Consider the following 19,491-nt stretch of genomic DNA (forward strand, 5'->3'; position numbering starts at 1 on the left):
CCAAGTCGCTTGGGGTTTTTATACGAGGAGGCGGCTTTGCTAGCAGGGCTAGTGACCGTTGCGGGCCACCCGGAAGCCTAAGTCATCTATCTGGAAGCTGCGGGGGTGGCTGCGGCGGCGGTTGGTGGCCAGGCAGCCCCGGGGCTCGTCGCACCAGCCCCCACCCCGCATGATGCGGTAGGAGCCGTACACGGCCTCGTCGTAAATATCCGAGCACCATTCCCATACGTTGCCCAGCATGTCGTAGAGGCCCCAGGCGTTGGGCAGCTTCTGGCCCACGGGCTGGGTGGTCTGCCCTGAGTTTCCTTTGTACCAGGCAATGTTGTCGAGCTCCCCGTAGCGAGTACCGGGCGTGCCGGCTTTGCAGGCATATTCCCACTCGGCCTCCGTTGGGAGCCGGTAGCCAGGGGCCAGAGGGGCGAACCGGACGGCCTCGGCTTCCGGCCCGAAATGGTAGCACGAGGTGAGGCCGGCCGCCTCGGAAAGGCGGTTGCAGAACGTCACGGCCTCGTGCCAGGAAACCATTTCCACGGGGTGCTCTTCTCCCAAGAAGCGACTGGGCGCTTCCCCCGTCACGGCCCGATACAGGGCCTGGGTGATGGGAAAGGCCGCCAGCCAGAACGGCCCGACGTCTACCTGCCACTGCCGCTTCAGCCGGTCGTCGCGCAGTTGGATTTGTCCAGCAGGAATTTCTACTAACTGTGCCTGCAGTGTATCAACAGCGGAAGCAAGGGCCGGGGAAGGGAGCATGGGAAAGAAGGTAGGCTGCTGGTCAGCTAAGGCGCTGCAAGGTATAGCCCGCGCGGTACTTGTCCGTAGGCCCTAGCTAATAGGCCGGAACAGCCGGTCCCAGCGGATTTTGTGGAGCAAGTCGGCGTAGGGGTCGATGGACAGCCAGACGAAGAACGCCTTGCCCACGATATGGTCTTCGGGCACGAAGCCCCAGAAGCGCGAGTCCTCGGAGTTGTGACGGTTGTCGCCCATCATAAAGTAGTAGTTCTGCTTGATGGTGTAGCTGGTTAGCGGCCGGCCATGCTGGTAGATCGTGCCGTTCTGCCAACTGATGCCCTCATTGTGCTCGTACTGGGCCACGATGGTGTAGTACATACCCGCATTGGTCGGGGTGAGGGCAACCGTCTGGCCTTTGCGGGGCACCACCAGCGGGCCGTAGTCATCCAGCTGCCAGGTGGGCGGCTGATTGGTGGAAGCAGCGGCGGGGTTGTGGAAGTCGGCAACGCCGGGAAACAGGCTGACTGCGTACGTGGGGACGGTGAGGCCCTGAGCGTAGGGCTGACGCCGGAAGTATTCGGCTACCTCGGCCGTACAGCTGATCAGGAAGCCGGATTTACCCGTTTCCGGGTTGATGCTGGCGCGGGGCATTCCGTCCGGCTCGTTGTAATCGACCACGCCGTGCTCGTACATGGCCTGGCGGATGGCATCGTCGGGCGCGTCAACCTGCAGGAAATACGTGTTCTGCATCCGGCCGGCGGGTAGAGCGGCCGTACCATTCAGCACCACCTGGCCCCGGCGGATTTCCAGCGTATCGCCCGCAATGGCCACGCAGCGCTTGATGAGGTGGGTGCGCATATCGGCAGGCCGGTCCTGCTCATGGGGCACATGAAATACCACCACGTCGTTGCGCTGCACGGAGCTGAACCCCGGCAGGCGAAAGGCCGGCAACTGAATGGCCTCGGAGTAGCTTTTCAGCTTCGTTCCCCAGATGGTTTGGTGCGTGAGCGGCACCTGCAGTGGCGTTTGGGGCGTGATGGGGCCGTAGTGCAGCCGGCTCACAAACAGGTAGTCGCCCACCATCAGGGAGCTTTCCATGCTGGGCGTGGGGATGTGGTAAGCCTCCACCGCCGACCACCGGATGAGCGTGGCCGCTACCACGGCAAACACCACGGCATCGCGCCATTCGCGGGCGGGGCTTTTGGGTAGGGAAGGCGTGGCGGAAGTGCCGCGACGGCGGAAGTTAAAGAGGCTCATAGAAGTTGGTGTGAAGGTGAGGAGACGTTGCGCGGTGGCGTCGATGCGCCCGGCAACAGCGGCGCGCCAGCCAATGCCCGGACGCAGCCGGTTCTCAACGCTGGCAGCCGGGCATATAGTATCCTGGCTATAAACAAAAAGCGGCTGAAGCCACCGGGGCTCCAGCCGCTTGGGGCTTCTCCAAAAAGCCGCCTAGCGTGAAAAAGGGTATGTCATGCTTCATCTGTCGTCCGTGGAGCCGAAGCATGACGTTCTGTATTTTCCGAATAGGCTCACAAGTAAACGCGCAGGCTACCTCAGTCAACTTGTTACTCCCGGTCGAAGTTGGCGCGCTTGTTCAGGGCGGCCATGCGCACGGTTTCGGCTATGCGCCGGGCGCGGGTAGCAGGCTGCTTGGCGCCCAGCACCCACATCAATAGCATTTTGCGGGCCGTGGGCGAAAAGCCCGCGAAGTGGCGGGCCGCGTCGGCGTTGGCCGCCAGGGCCTCGGCCAGGCCGTCGGGCACGGTACCGGCTTCGGCGGCGTCTAGGCTTTCCCAGGCGCCGTTTTGCCTGGCGCGGGCAATGGCGGCTATGCCGGCGGGCATCAGCTGCCCGGTTTCTTCCAGCCGCACCAGCCGTTCCTTATTTACTTTGCTCCAGCCACTTTTGGGCTTGCGCGGCGTGAACAGCAGCTGCGTCCGGTCGGCGTCGAGCTTGCGCGGGTGCGAGTCGATCCAGCCAAAGCACAAGGCTTCTTCTACCGCTTCGGGGTAAGTTACGCTGGGCTGGCCGCTGTGCTTTTTGCAATACACCAGCCACACGCCGGGGCTGCTGGCGTGGTGCTCGGCCAGCCATTGCCGCCACTCGGCGCGACTGGCGGGCTGGGCCTGGGCGTAGGTATCGGTGCGGGGCATAGGAGGTGGTTGAACGATGCTAAGATGAAGTTTAGCAGCTGTTAGTGTCTGCTGCAAGGGAGAGTTTCAGGTAGCCATGTCTTCTCAATATCACACCAAAGCTTCCCTGCCCAGCTTGGAAGTTGACGGGCATAGTCTCCCCCATGGCTTATCAAAGCAAATAGTAGTGTTCCAACTAAATAAGGATCCGTGGCGCTGAAAATATTGGATGTTATAACGTAGGATTGATCATTAACAAACAGCCCTACATCCATAGAACTCCTCCTCTGCCTGAAACCTAGCTTGGCAGCAATATGCCATACAGTTGTATCAAGGCCTCCCTGACGGCTGGATAAACTGATAGGCAAGCCCGAAATGCTCTCCAGGTCACTCACCAGATTGTCTATTGCTGGCAAGCGACCTGCTTCGAATACGACCTCATAAAATAGCGGAGCGGCCACGATGAATTTTAGTTAGAATTAGGAAACCTGTTAGTATCTTAAAATTAGCTGAATTCTATCAGTTGAAGGCAACCGCCGCCGACCCAAAAATTCCTCTGGCAGCAGTTGCCCAGCCACTCACAACCCCTAACTTTAGCAAAACGCCCCCTCGTCCACCTCTTGATCTTACTACCGATGATGCGCCTGCGTACGTGGATAGGACTGGGCCTGACGCTGGCCGGCTGTGCGCCCCAGGTAGCCGTGCAGCGCCCTGAGTTGTTGCCGCCCGCTCATCGGACCCCAACTCAAACGGTGCTGGTGCTGGCTGCCTCCGAGCCTGTGGAAGCCTCCGCCTGGGAACTGGCCTGCATCCAGGTACGCCCGTCCCTGCTCGCGTTCGGCTCCGACTCGACGGCCCTGCTCCGGCTGGCTACCGAACAGGCCCGCGAGCTGGGCGCCAACCTGCTGCGCCTCGAAAAGCCCACTATTCCGGCTGCAAACGGCTTGCAGGCCCGCGCTTTCCGCACGGCCAGCCTGCAGCCCTACGAGCAGGAAATTCTCTGGCACCCGGCCCGTCGTCTCATGCCCGCCGATTTCAAGGGGCCCAGCCGGGGTGGGCACTGCGAGGCGGCCACCAACAGCGGCATCCGCTACCGCTGCAGCAGTCAGCCCTGGCAGCGCACTACGCGCCTCACCATCGAAACCTACTTCGACTGCCGCCACTCCTCTTTTCACCCCTCGCGCACGCCCGGCCAGACGCTGGCCCACGAGCAGCTGCACTTCGACCTTACCGAACTCTACGCCCGCCACCTCGCCCGGCGCCTCCAGGTCCAGGCCACTACCACCCCCGACCTTACTCGTCGTCACCGCGCCATCTTCCGCCAGCTCATGGCCGAAGCCAACGCCCGCCAGGACCAGTTCGACCGGGAAGTGTACGCCAACCGCCCCCGCTTGCTAACCTGGCAGCGTCAGGTAGCCCAGGAGTTGCGCGCCCTCCAGCCCTACGCCGGCAAGCAGCTGGTGCTGCAGGTGCGCGACCTGGACGAGCAGCTCAGCGCCTACGTGCGCGGCAGCCGGCAGTAAGCCGGGCACAGCGCAGGCATTTAGTAAGGCCTCTTGAACGTCATGCTGAGCGCAGTCGAAGCATCTCTACCGCTTCGTCTGCATGCATCGTTCAACGAAGCAGTAGAGATGCTTCGGCTGCGCTCAGCATGACGGTTGATATACTTCTCGGTTCCTGCTATCCTGGACGAAACAGTCGCACACCTCAACCAGCGCCCAATGCTCGGGCTTAACCGGGATATGTCTTTCTTTAGCCGACAAACCCTCTTTCTGGTCCATGGCACCTGCTCTGCTTTTGCGTAATTTCCTGTTGAAGGCGCTGGCGCTGCTGGCATTGTGCGCATCGATAAGCCAGAACGCTGCCGCGCAGGACAACTACCTCACGGCTATTCCCGACCCCAAAACCCTGGGGGAAAGCTACGTGAGTGACCCCGACCACCTGCTGCAGCCTGGCACGGTGCAGGACCTGAACGCCATCCTGCGCCCCCTCGACCAAAGCGGCCGGGCCCATATCGACGTAGTACTGACCCACAGCATTGGCGAGGAAGTCCCGAAAACCGCCGCCACGGCCTTGTTCAACCGCTGGAAAATCGGGGACAAAACCAAAAACAATGGCCTGCTGATGCTGGTAGTGGAGGACCAGCGGCGGGTGGAGTTTGAAACCGGCTACGGGCTGGAAGCCGACCTGCCCGACGTTATCTGCTTCCGCATTCAGCAGCGCTACATGCTGCCTCACCTGCGCACCCGCAACTACGACGCGGCCGTGCGCGCCGGTGTGGCGGCCCTGCTGCGCCAGCTGGCCACCGGCCGCCTGGAGCCCGCCGACTCAGCGGCTGCTCTGGCCGGGGAGCCCGCCCAAGCTTTCACGGATGACGCTACCCACCTGATTGAAGAGTATCAGCCCGACCCCAATGCGTGGAGTGAGCTGGAAGGCGTGGCTGTGGTGGCGGCGCTGGTGTTTATGGTGGTGTGTGTGCTGGTGCTGGGCTTCCGCATCAAAAAGTCGGCGGCCAACTACTGGGTGCTGTTTCTGGGCGTGCTGCTGATTGCGGGGCTGGTGCTGGCGGCCGTGGTGCTGGACTGGGCCGTGCCGCCTCTGCTGCTCATCGGGCTGTGCTATGCCTGGCCGGGGCTGTACCTGCATGGCTACCTGCGGGAAGTAAACCGGCTATTAGCCGCGAACTACGCCGATAAAAGCCGCCACGCCCGCTACCAGTTCCTGAGCGAAACTCACCACGGCCTGGGCTGGCTGCGGTTCCTGTTTCCGCTGGGCATGGCGTTCTACTGGCCCCGGCACCGGCAGCGCCTGGCCGCTCTGCGCGACGAAGCCTACGCCTGCCCCGTCTGCGCCACGCCCATGCACCGCCTCGACGAAGCCCAGGACGATGCCGCCCTGCAGCCGGGCCAGGCCGCCGAGGAGCGCATTCAGTCCATCGACTACGACGTGTGGCAGTGCCCGGCCTGCCGGCACCAGCTCACCCTCGACTACGCCAACCTCGGCTCCGACGCCGAAGCCTGCCCCAAGTGCCACCACCGAACCCTGGAGCCCCAGCCCGATGAGGAAGTGCAGGCCGCCACTACTTCCCACGGGGGCTGGGGCTGGCACGTACACACCTGCGCCTTCTGCCAGCACGTCAAAAAGGAGAAGTACACCACCTCCCAGCTGTCCTCTTCCAGCCGCTCGTCGTCGGGGTCGTCGTTTTCCGGAGGATCTTCGTCGTCCAGCAGTAGCAGCAGCGGAGGAAGTTCCGGGGGTGGGGGGCGCCGGCAGCAGTTGGTAGCACTGTTAATAACACTTAGGCAGAGGCACGACACTATGCATCTTCTCGCGGCCAATGGTGTGCTTCCCGACCCGGCAAAGTGTGGTTATAGTTACCGTCAAGTAGTCAATAAGGCTGCCCGGAAATATGACAGCCGAAAGTTTCCTCCTTCTTCAGTTCGTAACCAAGAGTCGGAGCAAGGCAGGTTGGAATTATAGCCGTTTCACGAACGGTGCAGAGACGCCTACTTGCGTCTAGTTGTTGAACGCTAGGCGACGCGGACGACAAGACGCGAATACGCTTCTCTACACGCCAATCTGATCAACCCAAAAAACGCACTAGCTTTTTGTTGGGTTGATCAGATTGGTTCCGCAACTGATATACGAGTTACAGCCTGAAGCCTATAGCATCGGGTTGAAACTCGTAGGAAGCGTCGTACATTTGCTCTAAGCACGCTGAAATATTTTTGCTATATCGATGCACATTTCATTGAAAAAGTAGAATCTATTCAGGTGGCTCAGCTGGTCATTCCATAAATTTTATGGCTAGGAAGTTTTATTTGTTTTTCAACCATATTTTGCATGAAGACAGTTTACACAAAACTTGTTGCGCTTCTCTTAACAAGCTGCTTCTCACATCTGGCTCAAGGCCAGGAAAACTATTTACCCGGTACTATTGTCACACCTAAGGGGGATACAATAGCAGGATTTATTGATTACCGAAAGTGGTATCAGAATCCTAAGAAAGTCTCTTTCAAAAAGGAAATTGCAGGCTCCAGCACTGTCTATACCACTAGTGATATAGCCGCATTTAAAGTCAGTGGCGAGCTATATGAAAGTGGGATTGTAACTATTGAGACGTCCCCCTACAAACTACAAGAGCTTAATGACTCATCCATTCCGCAGTACAAAGCGGATACTACGTTTCTGCTGAATATAGTTTCGGGCAATAAGAGCTTGTATCACTACAAAGTGGGGAGCGACAGGGATTTTTTCTATATAAAGTCGGGGCCATCTTTTGAGCTTCTCGTATACAAACAGTATAAAACCATTGATGAACGAAATAACATACCTGACATCAGCAGGCCTTTGGTAGTTAAGGAGAACAATTTTTTTCTAAATCAACTATCATTATATCTAAAAGATTGTAGTGAAATTACCAAGACTTTAAAAAATACTAAGTATAAGCAGAGCGACTTAATTAAAGCCTTTCGTGTTTATTCAGCTTGTACAAATGAAAGTATTAAAACCGCTTCCAGTGACAGGCCGCGAAATCAGCTGGGTATTTTTGTAGGCCCCTCTGCGGGTACGATGCACTTCAAGGGAATGACGCTTAATGGTGCTTCTGATTTAGCTCTCAATAAATCCATCGTAGGAGGGGCTTACTGGAATATAGCTCTTCCCAGAAGCCTATCAAATTTTTCGTCCTATAATGAATTGATGTTTACCAGCTTTTCAATCAAAGGCGAAAACGAGGTTTTTACTAGCGCGGATAATTATGAAAAAACCGTATTTGAATTTAACTATGCATATTTAAAGATAAATACGATGCTTCGTTATACGCGCCAATTAGGGAGCGGCTATGGCTTTGTAGGTGCAGGTATTTCAAATGGTTATGCCATAAAAGAGAATAATGAAGCCACTACTACTAAAAAGTTTTACTCCACTACAGAAACGTTCAAGAAGCCATTGTTCCCTACTTCAAAATATGAGCAAGGGTTTCTTCTGGGTGTAGGCGCTGGAGTGAAAAAAATATCCGGGGAAATTAGATATGAAAGAAGCAACGGCTCACTAAATGCAGTGATGTACAGCAATAATATAGAGCGATACTCGCTTTTATTAGGGTATAGATTAGGGAAGTAATACTCAAGTTTCTGTATAGCTGCGATGGTGCTCACCCCTTGTCCCTGACCTGGCAGCTAAGCGCGATTCTCCTCGGCACACCCGATTAATACCAATAGAAATGTAAAAAGCGGCTGAAGCTCCCGTGAGTTTCAGCCGCTTTTTATGATTGGGCAACGAGCGGTAGAGATGCTTCGGCTTCGCTCAGCATGACGTTCTTTTGAATTGCTGAGTCGTTTTGGGCTTACATGTGAATCGCCCGGTTCTCGGTGGCGGCGAGGCAGGCTTCCTTCATGGCTTCGGCGTAGGTGGGGTGGGCATGGCTCATGCGGGCTACGTCCTCGGCGGAGGCGCGGAACTCCATGGCCGTTACGGCTTCGGCAATGAGGTCGGCGATGCGCGGGCCGATCATGTGCACGCCCAGGATTTCGTCGGTTTCCTTGTCGGCCAGCACTTTCACGAAGCCGTCGAGGTCCATGGAGGCGCGGGCGCGGCCCGAGGCACGGAACGGGAACGAGCCGGTTTTGTAGGCCTTGCCCTGCTCCTTCAGCTGCTCTTCGGTGTAGCCTACGCCAGCCACTTCGGGCCAGGTGTACACCACCCCGGGGATGAGCAGGTAGTTGATGTGCGGCTTCTGGCCCACAATAGTTTCGGCCACGAACACGCCTTCTTCCTCGGCCTTGTGGGCCAGCATAGCCCCCCGAATCACGTCGCCAATGGCGTAGATGCCAGGCACCGAGGTTTGCAGGTGCTCGTCTACCTTGATGCGGCCGCGCTCCTCCATTTCCACGCCAGCGGCTTCCAGGTTCAGGCCCGCGGTGTAGGGCACGCGGCCCACGGCTACCAGGCAGTAGTCGCCCTCAAACTTCACTTCCTCGCCCTTGGGGTTGGTAGCAGTGACAGTCACGGTGTCGCCCGCGCGGGTAGCGCCGGTTACTTTGTGACTCAGGAAGAACTCGATGCCGATTTTGCCCAGGATGCGCTTGAGCTCTTTGCCCAGGCCGCGGTCCATGGTCGGAATCAGGGAGTCCATGAACTCCACCACCGACACTTTCGCGCCGAGGCGGGCGTACACCGACGCCATTTCCAGCCCGATGACGCCGCCGCCAATCACAATCATGTGCTTGGGCACTTCGCGGATGTTCAGGGCCTCGGTGCTGGTGATGATGCGCTGCTTGTCCTGCTGGATGAAGGGCAGCACGGTGGGCTTGGAGCCGGTAGCAATGATGACGTTCTTCGTCTCAATCTGCTGGGCCTCCCCGCCGGCCGTGGGCGCAATGCTGATGTGGGTTTTATCGACAAACGAGCCGACGCCGTGCAGGACGTCAATCTTGTTTTTCTTCATCAGGAACTGAATCCCGTCGGTATTGGCCTTCACCACCCCGTTTTTGCGGTCGATGAGCTGGTTCATGTTGATCTGCAGGTCGCTCAGCTCAATGCCGTGCTCCTTGAAGGTGTGCGCCGCGTTGTGGTAGTGCTCGGTGGAATCGAGCAGGGCCTTGCTGGGAATGCAGCCCACGTTGAGGCAGGTACCGCCCAGGGTGTCGTACTTCTCGATGAGGGCGGTTTTGAGGCCCAGCTGGGCGCAGCGGATAGCCGCCACATAGCCGCCGGGCCCGGAGCCGATGACGGTAACGTCGTATTGGTTCATGCTAAGGGTGAATTCGGTGAGAATCAACGGGGGCGAAGGTACGCACGGCTTAGTAATGTGCTGATGTGCAAAAGTGGTTGAATGTGAGAAATGAACAATCGGTCCTTGCCAAGAGGCTGCGCGCGACAATTCGTAAACCTGCGCCGTATGGCCGGCTTTTCCTTAAACCCTTATTTTAGCAAGCTATGCACTACTATGTCTATATCCTGACGAATGCTAACCACGCCGTCCTATACATTGGCATTACCAACGATTTGCCGCGCCGCATCTATGAACACAGAACCGGACTACACCCAGGCTTTACCCGGAAGTATAACGTGCATCATTTGACGTATTGGGAGCAGTTCACCGATGTAAACGCAGCCATCGAACGAGAAAAGCAGCTCAAAGGCGGTTCCCGACAAAAGAAGCTGGACTTGATAAACGCCTTCAACCCCGAGTGGCAGGACCTGTTTGATACGCTGGACTGAAAAACCTGTCATTGCGAGGCGAAGCCGAAGCAATCCGTCCTCTGAAATGTGCTGCGCATCCTTAAGGGAAAAGCCCTTAACCGTGAGCAACGATTAAGAGCTTGCTGGTGACAGATCAGGTCGTACTGCGCAGAGGACGGATTGCTTCGCTTTGCTCGCAATGACAAAGAGAAGCAGGGATTTGTGGGGAAGGGCCGTGACTACCTTCGCAACGGATGGATTGCTTCGCCTGCGCCTCACCATGACACGTTTTCCTTAGCCGCCGAGGGCCTGCAGGCGCTGGCGGGCGTTGAGGTTGGCGGGGTTCAGCTCCAGGGAGCGGCGGTAGTGGGTAATGGCTGCTTGGATGTCCTTACTGTTCTCGTCGGCTTCACCCAGGGAGTCGAAGAGGTTGGCGTCGTTGGGGTAGAGCTCCGTGCCCAGGGCAAAGATGGCCCGGGCGGCGGGCAGGTCGCGGGCCTCGCGCATAAGCTGGTAGCCCCAGGTATTCAGCGCCCCTTCCGACAACGCAAATGTGGGCTCCTGCTGCTGCAGGCGGCGGTAGATTTCCAGGGCTTTATCGTAGCCTTCCCGGGCCAGGGCCGCCGCGAAGCCGGCCTGCGTGGGCGCGGGGCCGGACCGGGCGGGCAGGTGGTAGAGGCGGGCCATATGGGCTGGCACACCGTTCTGCGTAGGTGTGCGGCTCAGAAACTGCCGGCCGGTGGCGTCGCCTTTCAGGTTGGCATTGAGGAATTCGAGGGTGTAGCGGCAGGTCCAGTGGTAGGCTGCTTCTACCTCAGCGCGGGAATACTCTGTGAAGTGCTCCGCTCCGGCAAAGCGCAGGCCGATGGTGGAAAAGTCGCTGTGCTCCATTGGATTCATGACCACGTGGTAGAGGTCCGCGTACTTGGCTTCATTCAGCAGGATTCCCGTCGTTTCCATTCCTTTGGCACTAAGCTCGCGCACCGATTCGGAGCGGCGCTGCACGTACAGCCACGGTAGGGTCAGGCGCACGCGCGACACGGGTTTGGTATCCTCCCAGGCTTTGGTACCATCAAAGCTGACGATGGCGCTAATGCGCGCGTCCTGGGTGGCCGCCAGCGCATTGGCCAGGCCACCCCAGCTCCAGCCGGCGGCGGCCACATGGGCCATATCGGCTTGGGGCAGGGTATGGGCGTAGGAAAGCAGGAACTGGATATCCCGCGCCTGGGTATCCAGCCCTTCGGCATCGAAGTTCATGTCCTTCGTACGCGTACCCAGGCTGCGGCTGGCCAGCACCACGTAGCCCTGGCTGGCGAGGTATTCGCACAAGTCGGCGGCTTCGTGGGCAGTGCCGCCGCCGCCAGCCGCATAAATCACCACCGGAAACTTACCAGCCGCCGCCGGAGCATTGCGCACGGCCCACATGCGCTGATCAAAGAGCTGTTGCGCCTGCTTCTGGCCTACCTGCGCGGCAGCCCACTGTAGCTTGTCGGCTAAGAAAGCGGCGGTTTCCGCATCGGTCCGAACGAAGTTCTCGTCGGTGGCCTCCGTGCGCAGGTAATCGGCGTAGCGGATGGCAGTGCCGCCTTTCTGGGCCGGGTACCACACCAAGGTTTGGATGGGCCGGGCCAGCTCGCCGGTGGTCGGTTTCCCGGTTACGGCGTCGGTACGGCCTTTATAGGCCCGTGCGTAATCGTATTGCTGCACCACACGGAAGCCAACGGTGTGCGGGCCGGGTTTGAGGTCGGCGAAGCCGGAGCCCGCCTGGGTAACATGGTAGTAAAAACAAAAAAGAGCAGTAACGCAGTTCTTATCATGGGGAATTTGAATGAAGCGGCAATAATACAACCTCATCGGCCCTACTGCCGCCTCATACACTACTCCACCAGCACCCCGATGTAGTAGTTGTGGGTATCCACTTCTATATTTTCCCGGGTCAGGCCCGGCAGATCCAGGGGTTTAAAGGAGCGGGTAGGCGTGATGGTGCGGTACTCCCCGCCCCGGGTGCGCACCCGCACGGGTAGGGCGAAACCTGGCTCGTCGGCAATCCAGCGGGCCAGCGGCTTGCCGTCGGGCGTGAAGCGCACTTCCAGCGTGGGCACATTGGGGTGGCGCAGGTACTGGTTGAAGATGGGCGTGAGGTTCTGGCCGCTTTGCTGGTTGATGTAGCTTACCACCTGCTCCGTCGTCACAGTCTGGTGGTAGAACTGCTGGCCCAGGCCGCGCAGGATCTGCCGCCACTTGGCGTCGTCGTTCACCGTAAGGCGCAGCATGTGCAGCATAGCCGCCCCCTTGGGGTACATGTCGCCGGAGCCTTCCTTGTTCACCCCGTACGGCCCGATGATAGGCTCGTCGTTGCGGATCCACTTGCGGCAGCCGTGGATGTAGTCGGCCGCGGCGGCCTGGCCGGCGGTGCTTTCCACAAACATAGCCTCGGAGTAGGTAGTGAAGCCCTCGTGCACCCACATATCGGCAATATCCTTGGTGGTGATGTTGTTGCCGAACCACTCGTGGCCGCTTTCGTGGATGATGATGTAGTCCCACTTCAGACCCAGACCCGTATCGGAGCGGTCCTGACCCAGGTAGCCGTTGCGGTACTTGTTGCCGTAGGCCACGGCACTCTGGTGCTCCATGCCCAGGTGGGGCGCATCTACCAGCTTGTAGCCGTCCTCATAAAACGGATACGGCCCGAACCAGTACTCAAACGCCTTGAGCATGGACGGAACGTTGGCAGCAAACTGCTTTCTGGCTTTAGCAAGATTTTCGGGTAGCACCCAGTAGTCGAGCGTGAGCGGGCCCTTCTCCCCGGCGTAGGTGCCTCCGCTGAAGTGCTGGTAGTCGCCCACGTTCAGGGCCACGTCGTAGTTGTTGATGGGGTTCGAGACAAACCAGTCGTAGCGCGTGTAGCCGCCCCTGAGCTTGGTGACTTTGCGCAGGCGGCCGTTCGACACGTCTTTCAGGCCCTTGGGCACCGAAACGCTGATGAGCATGGAGTCTACCTCGTCGGCCTGGTGGTCTTTGGTGGGCCACCAGATGCTGGCGCCCACACCCTGGCAGGCCGAGGCCACCCAGGGCTTGCCCGTAGTGTCCTGCTTGAACACCAACCCGCCGTCCCAGGGGGCTAGTTTGGCCACGGTAGGCTGGCCGGAATAAAACACCGTGAACTGGTCGCGGGTGCCTTGGCGGATGGGCTGTGGGAACCTCACGAACACCGCATTGGCTTCCCGCGTGAATGGCACCGTCTTGCCCTGGTACTCCACCTTGTCCACCGAGAGGTTAGCAAACAAATCAAACTGTAGCCGGGTGAAGTCCTGAGTAGCGGTGAACCGGAACAGGTTGGAGCCGCTCAGGAAGCGCTTTTCCACGTCCAGCTTCACATCAAGGTGGTAGTAGCTGAGGTCGTAGCAGGTGCGCAGGGGTGTAAGCTGGCCGCGCAGAGAATCGGCGCGGGTGAAGGCCGTTTTGGGCTGCATCAACTGGGCCGTAGCCGCCTGGGTTAAACTCAACAGCGCGGTGAACAGCAGTAGACGTTGGAGCATAGAGGAAGCGAAGAGAAAGACGAGCAGCCAAGATACTGCGCCCGTAACAGACGCCTGCTTCGGGGCCTCGTTGCGCGGCTGACTGAGCGGCATTTCGGGCTATTTCTGCTTACTATTGGCTGTGCAAGCGTTTGTTTGCGCCTGAAACTTGGTTTCCGATGATTCGCTTCCTGCTATTGTTGCTTGGTTTTGGTGTCGTAAGCTCTGCCGCGCAGGCCACCGTTCGTCTGCCCCGGCTGGTGGGCTCCCACATGGTACTGCAGCGCGACGCCCGCCTACCGCTCTGGGGCTGGGCCGCGCCGGGCGAGAAAGTCAGCCTCACGTTCCAGGGCAAAACCTACGCTGCCCAGCCCGATGCCTCCGGCAAATGGACGCTCACGCTGCCTGCCATGCCCGCCGGCGGTCCTTACACCATGACTATTAAGGGCAGCAACACCCTGGAGCTGACCGATATTCTGGTGGGCGACGTGTGGCTGGCCTCGGGGCAGTCGAACATGGAGTGGGCCCTGCGAGACGCCGACAAAGGCCCCCAGGAAATTGCTGCTGCTACCTTCCCGCAAATCCGGCTGATTGACGTGCCCAACGTGGTAGCCTCGCGCCCCCAGGCCGAGTTTGGTGGGGCCGGTTGGCAAGTCTGTAGTCCGGCCACGGCCGGCAGCTTCTCGGCGGTGGCCTACTTCTTCGCTCGCGACCTGCACCAGCGCTACCACGTGCCCATCGGGTTGATTACGGCCGAGTGGGGCGGTACGCCAGCCGAGTCCTGGGTTAGCGCCGAAGCGCTGAAAGCCCTGCCCGAGTTTACGCCGGTCGTGGAGAAGCTACGCAGCAACCCGCGCGACATCAGCCGGCAGGTAGCCGATTTTGAAGCCCAGATGTCTGCCTGGCGCCGCAGTCCGGCTGGTCAGGACAGAGGCCACCGCCCCGGCGCCCAAGCTTGGTTTGACGTGAACTACGCGGCGGCCAATTGGCCCACCATGACGCTGCCCGGCGTTTGGGAAGCTACTCCAGGTCTGCAAAATTTTGATGGAGTAATATGGTTTCGCAAGGAAGTAGCCCTCACCGCCGAGGAAGCCAACCAGCCCGCCCAGCTCAACCTTGCTCAGATAGACGACAACGACTCGACCTGGTTCAACGGGACCTTCATTGGCCGCACCAACGGCTACAACGAGCCCCGCCGCTACACTGTGCCGGCTGCCCTGGTGAAGCCCGGCCGCAACGTGCTGACGGTGCGCGTGGTGGACAACGGCGGAGGCGGGGGCATCTGGGGCGAAGCCAAAGACATGATCCTGACCACCAGCCGCCGCGCGGTGCCGCTGGCCGGCAACTGGGCATACCAGGTGGCGTATGACCGGCAAACCACCCCGCGCAACCCGTTTCCGGCCGGGGCCCAGAACAGCCCCACGGTGCTTTACAATGCCATGATTGCGCCGTTGCTGCCCTATGCCATCAAAGGCGCCATCTGGTACCAGGGCGAAAGCAACGCCAGCCGGGCCGAGCAGTATCGCACCCTGTTTCCGGCGCTGATTCGGGACTGGCGGATGCGCTGGGGCCGAGGCGACTTTCCGTTTCTGTTTGTGCAGCTGGCCAACTACATGCCCGACCAGCCTCAGCCCGCCGACTACGAGTGGGCCGAGCTGCGCGAGGCCCAGGCCCGCACGCTCAGCCTACCCCGCACCGGCATGGCTACGGCCATCGACATCGGCAACCCCGCCGATATTCACCCCCGCAACAAGCAGGACGTGGGCCGCCGCCTAGCGCTGGCCGCCCGGCAGGTAGCCTACGGGGACAAGCAGGTAGTAGCCTCTGGCCCAACGTTTGAGAAGATGCAGGTGCAGGGCCAGGAGGTGCGCATCACGTTCAGAAACACTGGCGGCGGGCTGGAGCTGAAAGATGCCAGTGGTTCTACGCTTAAAAGCTTCGCCATTGCCGGGGCCGACCGCAAGTTTGTGTGGGCCCAGGGCCGGCTGGAAGGCAACACGCTGGTGCTCTCGAGCCCGCAGGTGCCCGCGCCGGTGGCCGTGCGCTACGCCTGGAGCAACAATCCGTTCCCTAATCTGTACAACAAGGAAGGCTTGCCCGCTCCGCCCTTCCGCACCGACGACTGGCCCGGCCTCACCACCGGGCGGAAGTAAGCTTGGGGTGAAACTCCGCAAGATTCCGGCGCAACCCGCCCGGGTTTTCCGGTGTAGGTTTGCCCTGTACTTTGCTTTTCCCCTATGCCTCGCCCTTCCCGCGCTTCTCTGCTGCTGGCGTTTGCCGCTCTGTATATCATCTGGGGCTCCACCTACCTGGGCATCCGCTTTGCCATCGACTCCATTCCGCCTCTGCTGATGGCCGGCACGCGCTACACGCTGGCCGGAGCGCTACTCTACGGGTTTATGCGCTGGCGCGGGGAGCCGGCCCCCACGCTGCGGGGCTGGGGTACGGCGCTTCTTATTGGCATCTGCCTGCTGGCGTTCGGCAACGGGGGCGTGACGGTGGGTGAGCAGTACATTCCCTCGGGGCTGGCGGCGCTGCTGGTGGCCACGGTCCCCATGTTTCTGGCGCTGCTGGGCTGGCTGAGCGGCGTCTCAGCGCGGCCTACGCTATGGGTATCAATAGGGCTGGCAATTGGCATGGTGGGCGTGTATCTGTTGGCACGCACCCCGGGCGTGGCCCACGTGGCTATTCCGGGCCACGAAACTATTGGCATCGTGTGCGTGCTCACGGCGGCATTGGTGTGGGCTATTGGCTCGCTTTACTCCAAGAAAAAGCAGCCGGCTTCGTCCCCATTCGTGTCGGGTGGGATGCAGATGCTGTGCGGCGGGCTAGTGATGATAGTAGTGGGCTTACTGCGCGGCGAGGCCGCTGGCTTTAGCTTAGCCGCCGTTACTACCAAATCGTGGCTGGCCTATGCTTACCTGGTTACGTTCGGGAGCATCGTGGCTTTTACCGCCTATATCTGGCTGCTGCGGCACGTGGAGCCCGCACTGGCGGGCACGTATGCTTTCGTGAACCCGGTAGTAGCGGTGCTGCTGGGGTGGGCCTTTGCCGGCGAAACGCTCAATGCCCAGATGCTTGGCGGGGCCGCTCTCATTGTGGTAGCCGTCGTGCTGGTAGTACTTGGCGGACGGCGAGGTTCGAAAGCGTCAACTTCAGAATCTTCGTCGGCAACAGCAGCCTCTAAAACCTAGCTTAGACGGGGTGTACTCTGTGATTCGGTAGCCCGCTTGTGCCGCTGACAGGTCTTTCTATAAACCAGCCTAAGGTTGATGGGCTGCCGATTTCGGTGTGCGGCGTCATCCGCAAAGGGTAGCAACAGAAAGGGTGTTTGATGGAGCGGATAGGTTTGCATAACCTATAACATCCGTGTGCCGTAAGCGGCTCTACTTTTCAGCAAGCCAGCAGGTAAGCCCGCTCAGAAGCAGACAGATACTAGGGATGAGAGCATACGTGCTTGTGTAGCAACCCGCAAACGTATGCTAGGCCTCTGAATTGCGAATAGTAAAAACTTGTCGTAAAAAAATACCAGCATTGATAGCGAATAACCTGAAACTTGCGTAAATTCGCTACGTATTCTGGCATCCACCCGTTCTTCGCTGTGCTTATGCAAACGTCTACTACCCTCCCCGACATCCAGACTGAAGGCGACATCAAAAAGCTGGTAGACACGCTGTGCCACAAGGCCAACAACGATACGCTGCTGGGGCCTAGCTTCGGGGCTGCTTCCCGCATTTACTGGCCGCATTTTCTGACCTCGCAATACCGCTACTGGAGCACTACGCTGCTGGGCCGCAAGGAAATTGAGGGCGCGCCACTGCCCGAGCAGGTAGTACTTCCGCAGGGCGGCCACCACGTCAATCATTGGCTGAAGCTGTTTTCCTCCACGGTGGAGGAGTGTTTCTCCGGCTCCAAGGCCGAGGAGGCCAAACAGCTGGCCCGTCAACTAGCCACCCGGCTTAGCGCCTCCCGTCTGCGCGAGCTGCCGGTTGATTAACCGTTTTTACCCACCCAGGTACATTTCCGCTCCCACCCAACCCCACCACCCCGAAAAGAAAACGCCCCGTCATGCGGGGCGTTTTTTTGTTTCTGTCGGTTGATGAGTAACAGACCTTGGCATCATAAAAAAAGCCCTTTGCCGGAAAGAGCATCCGGCAAAGGGCTTTTGCTTTTGTGCTTTAGGCTATACGCCCAGCAGCAGACGGGTAGGATCTTCGAGCAGTTCCTTCACGCGCACCAGGAACGATACCGACTCGCGTCCGTCGATGATGCGGTGGTCGTAGCTCAGCGCCAGATACATCATCGGACGAATTACCACTTGGCCGTTTTCGGCAATGGGACGCTGCACAATGTTGTGCATGCCCAGGATGGCCGACTGCGGGGCATTGATGATAGGGGTGCTCATCATCGAGCCGAACACGCCGCCATTGGTGATGGTGAACGTGCCGCCGGTCATCTGCTCAATGGTAAGCTTGTTGTCGCGGGCCAGGCCGGCGAGGCGCTGGATTTCCTTTTCAATGCCATCAAACGACAGCTCCTCGGCATTGCGGATAACCGGCACCACCAAGCCTTTCGGGGCCGATACGGCAATGCTGATGTCGCAGAAGTCGTTGTAGATGATGTCAGTGCCATCAATCTGGGCATTCACAGCGGGCCACTCTTTCAGGGCCACGCACACAGCTTTGGTGAAGAACGACATGAAGCCGAGGCCTACGCTGTGCTTCTCCTTGAACTTGTCCTTGAACTTGTTGCGCAGGTCCATGATGGGCTGCATGTTCACCTCATTGAAGGTGGTGAGCATAGCCGTCTCATTTTTTACCGCCACCAGTCGGCGCGCAACCGTTTTGCGCAGATTGCTCATCCGCTCGCGGCGCTGCACCCGGTTGCCGGTTTCCGGTTGTGGGCTGGCAGCGGCCGGAGTGGCAGCAGGAGCAGCGGAGGGAGGCGCCTGCGGGGCCGGTTTGGCCTGGGCATTCTGGGCATCTTCCTTGGTGATGCGTCCGTCCCGACCCGAGCCCTGCACATCGGCCGGGCTGATGCCTTTTTCCCCGAGAATCTTGCCGGCCGCCGGCGAAGGTGTGCCCGTAGCATAAGAGCTAGAGGCGGCGGGTTGCGGGCTGTTAGCCACTGCGGGAGCAGTTGCAGATGCCGCCGGGGCAGCCGGAGCTGAAGCCGCGGCCGGAGCCCCGCTACCACCTTCGATGCGGGCAATTACGGCGCCGATACCAATGGTTTCGCCTTCCTTGGCAGCGTGGCGCAGGGTGCCGGTACCTTCAGCGGGCAGCTCAAACGTGGCCTTATCCGATTCCAGCTCGGCAATGATTTCGTCGCGCTGCACTTGGGCACCGTCTTCTTTGAGCCACTTGGCTACCGTCACCTCCGTAATGGACTCGCCCACCGCCGGAATCTTCATTTCCACGGCCGCGCTGCTTCCGTTGCTAGCTGGCGCCGCCGCAGGCGTTGCGGCCGTGGGGGGTGTTGGCCGAGCCTGCCTGAGAGCCGCCGTAGCCACTTTGGTTGCTGGCCTGGGGATTCTGCTCACCCTGCGTTACGGGGTCAGCGGCGCCGCCTTCCTGCTGGCCGGGCGCCGTCGCGCTGTTTTGCGGGGTGGCCAGCGTGGCACTGGCCGCCGGAGCTGCAGCGGGAGCGGGCGCAGCAGAAGCACCGTCGCCGTTGATATCCGCAATGACGGTTCCGATACCAATAGTTTCGCCTTCGGCTACGCGGATTTTCAGCACGCCATCGGCTTCAGCGGGCAGCTCAAACGTGGCTTTGTCGGATTCCAGCTCAGCAATTACTTCGTCGCGCTTTACCGTGGCGCCGTCCTGCTTAAGCCACTTGGCAATGGTAACCTCGGTGATGGACTCACCAACGGCGGGGATTTTAATTTCCAGACCCATAAGGCGGGAGAGTTGAGAGGGTTTCGG

Annotated in this window: 14 protein-coding genes and 1 pseudogene; 7 read left to right on the forward strand and 8 right to left on the reverse strand. The window is 59.5% G+C overall.

The features are described from left to right. Positions 1–48: 48 nt before the first annotated feature. The 4 genes from LRS06_RS10315 to LRS06_RS10330 all read right to left on the reverse strand — a co-directional run bounded on the left by LRS06_RS10315 (position 49) and on the right by LRS06_RS10330 (position 3,322). The gene (locus tag LRS06_RS10315; RefSeq protein ID WP_257871411.1) at positions 49–750 is read right to left on the reverse strand and encodes a formylglycine-generating enzyme family protein; all 702 of its coding nucleotides are present in this window, start codon (positions 748–750) and stop codon (positions 49–51) included. Positions 751–822: 72 nt separating this feature from the next. After that, positions 823–1,986 (reverse strand): signal peptidase I, encoded by a 1,164-nt coding sequence (gene lepB, locus LRS06_RS10320; protein WP_257871412.1) that lies wholly within the window; start codon positions 1,984–1,986, stop codon positions 823–825. A gap of 308 nt (positions 1,987–2,294) precedes the next feature. Next, the gene (locus LRS06_RS10325) at positions 2,295–2,882 is read right to left on the reverse strand and encodes a YdeI family protein (RefSeq protein ID WP_257871413.1); all 588 of its coding nucleotides are present in this window, start codon (positions 2,880–2,882) and stop codon (positions 2,295–2,297) included. Positions 2,883–2,923: 41 nt separating this feature from the next. After that, entirely contained in the window at positions 2,924–3,322 is a 399-nt protein-coding gene (locus LRS06_RS10330) for a hypothetical protein (RefSeq protein WP_257871414.1), read from the reverse strand. Positions 3,323–3,496: 174 nt separating this feature from the next. Between LRS06_RS10330 and LRS06_RS10335 the strand changes: the two genes are divergently transcribed. The 3 genes from LRS06_RS10335 to LRS06_RS10345 all read left to right on the forward strand — a co-directional run bounded on the left by LRS06_RS10335 (position 3,497) and on the right by LRS06_RS10345 (position 7,985). Continuing rightward, positions 3,497–4,384: a hypothetical protein gene (locus LRS06_RS10335; protein ID WP_257871415.1), complete on the forward strand. Its 888-nt coding sequence runs from the start codon at positions 3,497–3,499 to the stop codon at positions 4,382–4,384. A 256-nt stretch (positions 4,385–4,640) separates the two neighbouring features. Next, a complete protein-coding gene (locus tag LRS06_RS10340; RefSeq protein ID WP_257871416.1) occupies positions 4,641–6,341 on the forward strand; it encodes a YgcG family protein in 1,701 nt (566 codons plus the stop codon). Positions 6,342–6,704: 363 nt separating this feature from the next. Continuing rightward, a complete protein-coding gene (locus LRS06_RS10345) occupies positions 6,705–7,985 on the forward strand; it encodes a hypothetical protein (protein WP_257871417.1) in 1,281 nt (426 codons plus the stop codon). Positions 7,986–8,208: 223 nt separating this feature from the next. Here LRS06_RS10345 and lpdA read toward each other — a convergent pair whose 3' ends face one another. Further along, positions 8,209–9,615: a dihydrolipoyl dehydrogenase gene (gene lpdA / locus LRS06_RS10350; protein ID WP_257873402.1), complete on the reverse strand. Its 1,407-nt coding sequence runs from the start codon at positions 9,613–9,615 to the stop codon at positions 8,209–8,211. Between the two features lie 185 nt (positions 9,616–9,800). Here lpdA and LRS06_RS10355 point away from each other — a divergent pair, with 185 nt between their 5' ends. Then, positions 9,801–10,085, forward strand: a complete 285-nt coding sequence (locus LRS06_RS10355; protein WP_257871418.1) for a GIY-YIG nuclease family protein — start codon at positions 9,801–9,803, stop codon at positions 10,083–10,085. A 255-nt stretch (positions 10,086–10,340) separates the two neighbouring features. On the opposite strand, the gene LRS06_RS10360 is transcribed toward LRS06_RS10355, so the two are convergent. Further along, positions 10,341–11,753, reverse strand: a complete 1,413-nt coding sequence (locus tag LRS06_RS10360) for a dienelactone hydrolase family protein (RefSeq protein WP_257871419.1) — start codon at positions 11,751–11,753, stop codon at positions 10,341–10,343. Positions 11,754–11,923: 170 nt separating this feature from the next. After that, positions 11,924–13,585, reverse strand: coding sequence for a M1 family metallopeptidase (locus LRS06_RS10365; RefSeq protein ID WP_257871420.1), 1,662 nt, complete (start codon positions 13,583–13,585; stop codon positions 11,924–11,926). Between the two features lie 158 nt (positions 13,586–13,743). On the opposite strand from LRS06_RS10365, the gene LRS06_RS10370 reads away from it, so the two are divergent. From LRS06_RS10370 to LRS06_RS10380, 3 genes are all read left to right on the forward strand, one after another. Continuing rightward, complete coding sequence (locus LRS06_RS10370) at positions 13,744–15,717, forward strand: sialate O-acetylesterase (RefSeq protein WP_257871421.1); 1,974 nt, start codon at positions 13,744–13,746, stop codon at positions 15,715–15,717. Positions 15,718–15,801: 84 nt separating this feature from the next. Next, positions 15,802–16,758 carry a drug/metabolite exporter YedA gene (yedA, locus tag LRS06_RS10375; protein WP_257871422.1) on the forward strand — a complete coding sequence of 319 codons (957 nt, stop codon included), beginning with the start codon at positions 15,802–15,804 and terminating at the stop codon, positions 16,756–16,758. A gap of 413 nt (positions 16,759–17,171) precedes the next feature. Beyond that, positions 17,172–17,561 carry a group III truncated hemoglobin gene (locus LRS06_RS10380; RefSeq protein WP_257871423.1) on the forward strand — a complete coding sequence of 130 codons (390 nt, stop codon included), beginning with the start codon at positions 17,172–17,174 and terminating at the stop codon, positions 17,559–17,561. Positions 17,562–17,747: 186 nt separating this feature from the next. On the opposite strand, the pseudogene odhB reads toward LRS06_RS10380, so the two are convergent. Then, positions 17,748–19,464 (reverse strand): annotated as a pseudogene (gene odhB / locus LRS06_RS10385) (2-oxoglutarate dehydrogenase complex dihydrolipoyllysine-residue succinyltransferase). Positions 19,465–19,491: the final 27 nt, after the last annotated feature.

This window comes from Hymenobacter sp. J193 (assembly GCF_024700075.1).
Lineage (GTDB): Bacteria > Bacteroidota > Bacteroidia > Cytophagales > Hymenobacteraceae > Hymenobacter.

Bases quoted from the DNA above. Each gene is read 5' to 3' on its own strand.
- LRS06_RS10315 (WP_257871411.1), bottom strand. From the start codon at position 750: ATGCTCCCTTCCCCGGCCCTTGCTTCCGCTGTTGATACACTGCAGGCA.
- lepB (WP_257871412.1), bottom strand. From the start codon at position 1,986: ATGAGCCTCTTTAACTTCCGCCGTCGCGGCACTTCCGCCACGCCTTCC.
- LRS06_RS10325 (WP_257871413.1), bottom strand. From the start codon at position 2,882: ATGCCCCGCACCGATACCTACGCCCAGGCCCAGCCCGCCAGTCGCGCC.
- LRS06_RS10335 (WP_257871415.1), top strand. From the start codon at position 3,497: ATGATGCGCCTGCGTACGTGGATAGGACTGGGCCTGACGCTGGCCGGC.
- LRS06_RS10340 (WP_257871416.1), top strand. From the start codon at position 4,641: ATGGCACCTGCTCTGCTTTTGCGTAATTTCCTGTTGAAGGCGCTGGCG.
- LRS06_RS10345 (WP_257871417.1), top strand. From the start codon at position 6,705: ATGAAGACAGTTTACACAAAACTTGTTGCGCTTCTCTTAACAAGCTGC.
- lpdA (WP_257873402.1), bottom strand. From the start codon at position 9,615: ATGAACCAATACGACGTTACCGTCATCGGCTCCGGGCCCGGCGGCTAT.
- LRS06_RS10355 (WP_257871418.1), top strand. From the start codon at position 9,801: ATGCACTACTATGTCTATATCCTGACGAATGCTAACCACGCCGTCCTA.
- LRS06_RS10365 (WP_257871420.1), bottom strand. From the start codon at position 13,585: ATGCTCCAACGTCTACTGCTGTTCACCGCGCTGTTGAGTTTAACCCAG.
- LRS06_RS10370 (WP_257871421.1), top strand. From the start codon at position 13,744: ATGATTCGCTTCCTGCTATTGTTGCTTGGTTTTGGTGTCGTAAGCTCT.
- yedA (WP_257871422.1), top strand. From the start codon at position 15,802: ATGCCTCGCCCTTCCCGCGCTTCTCTGCTGCTGGCGTTTGCCGCTCTG.
- LRS06_RS10380 (WP_257871423.1), top strand. From the start codon at position 17,172: ATGCAAACGTCTACTACCCTCCCCGACATCCAGACTGAAGGCGACATC.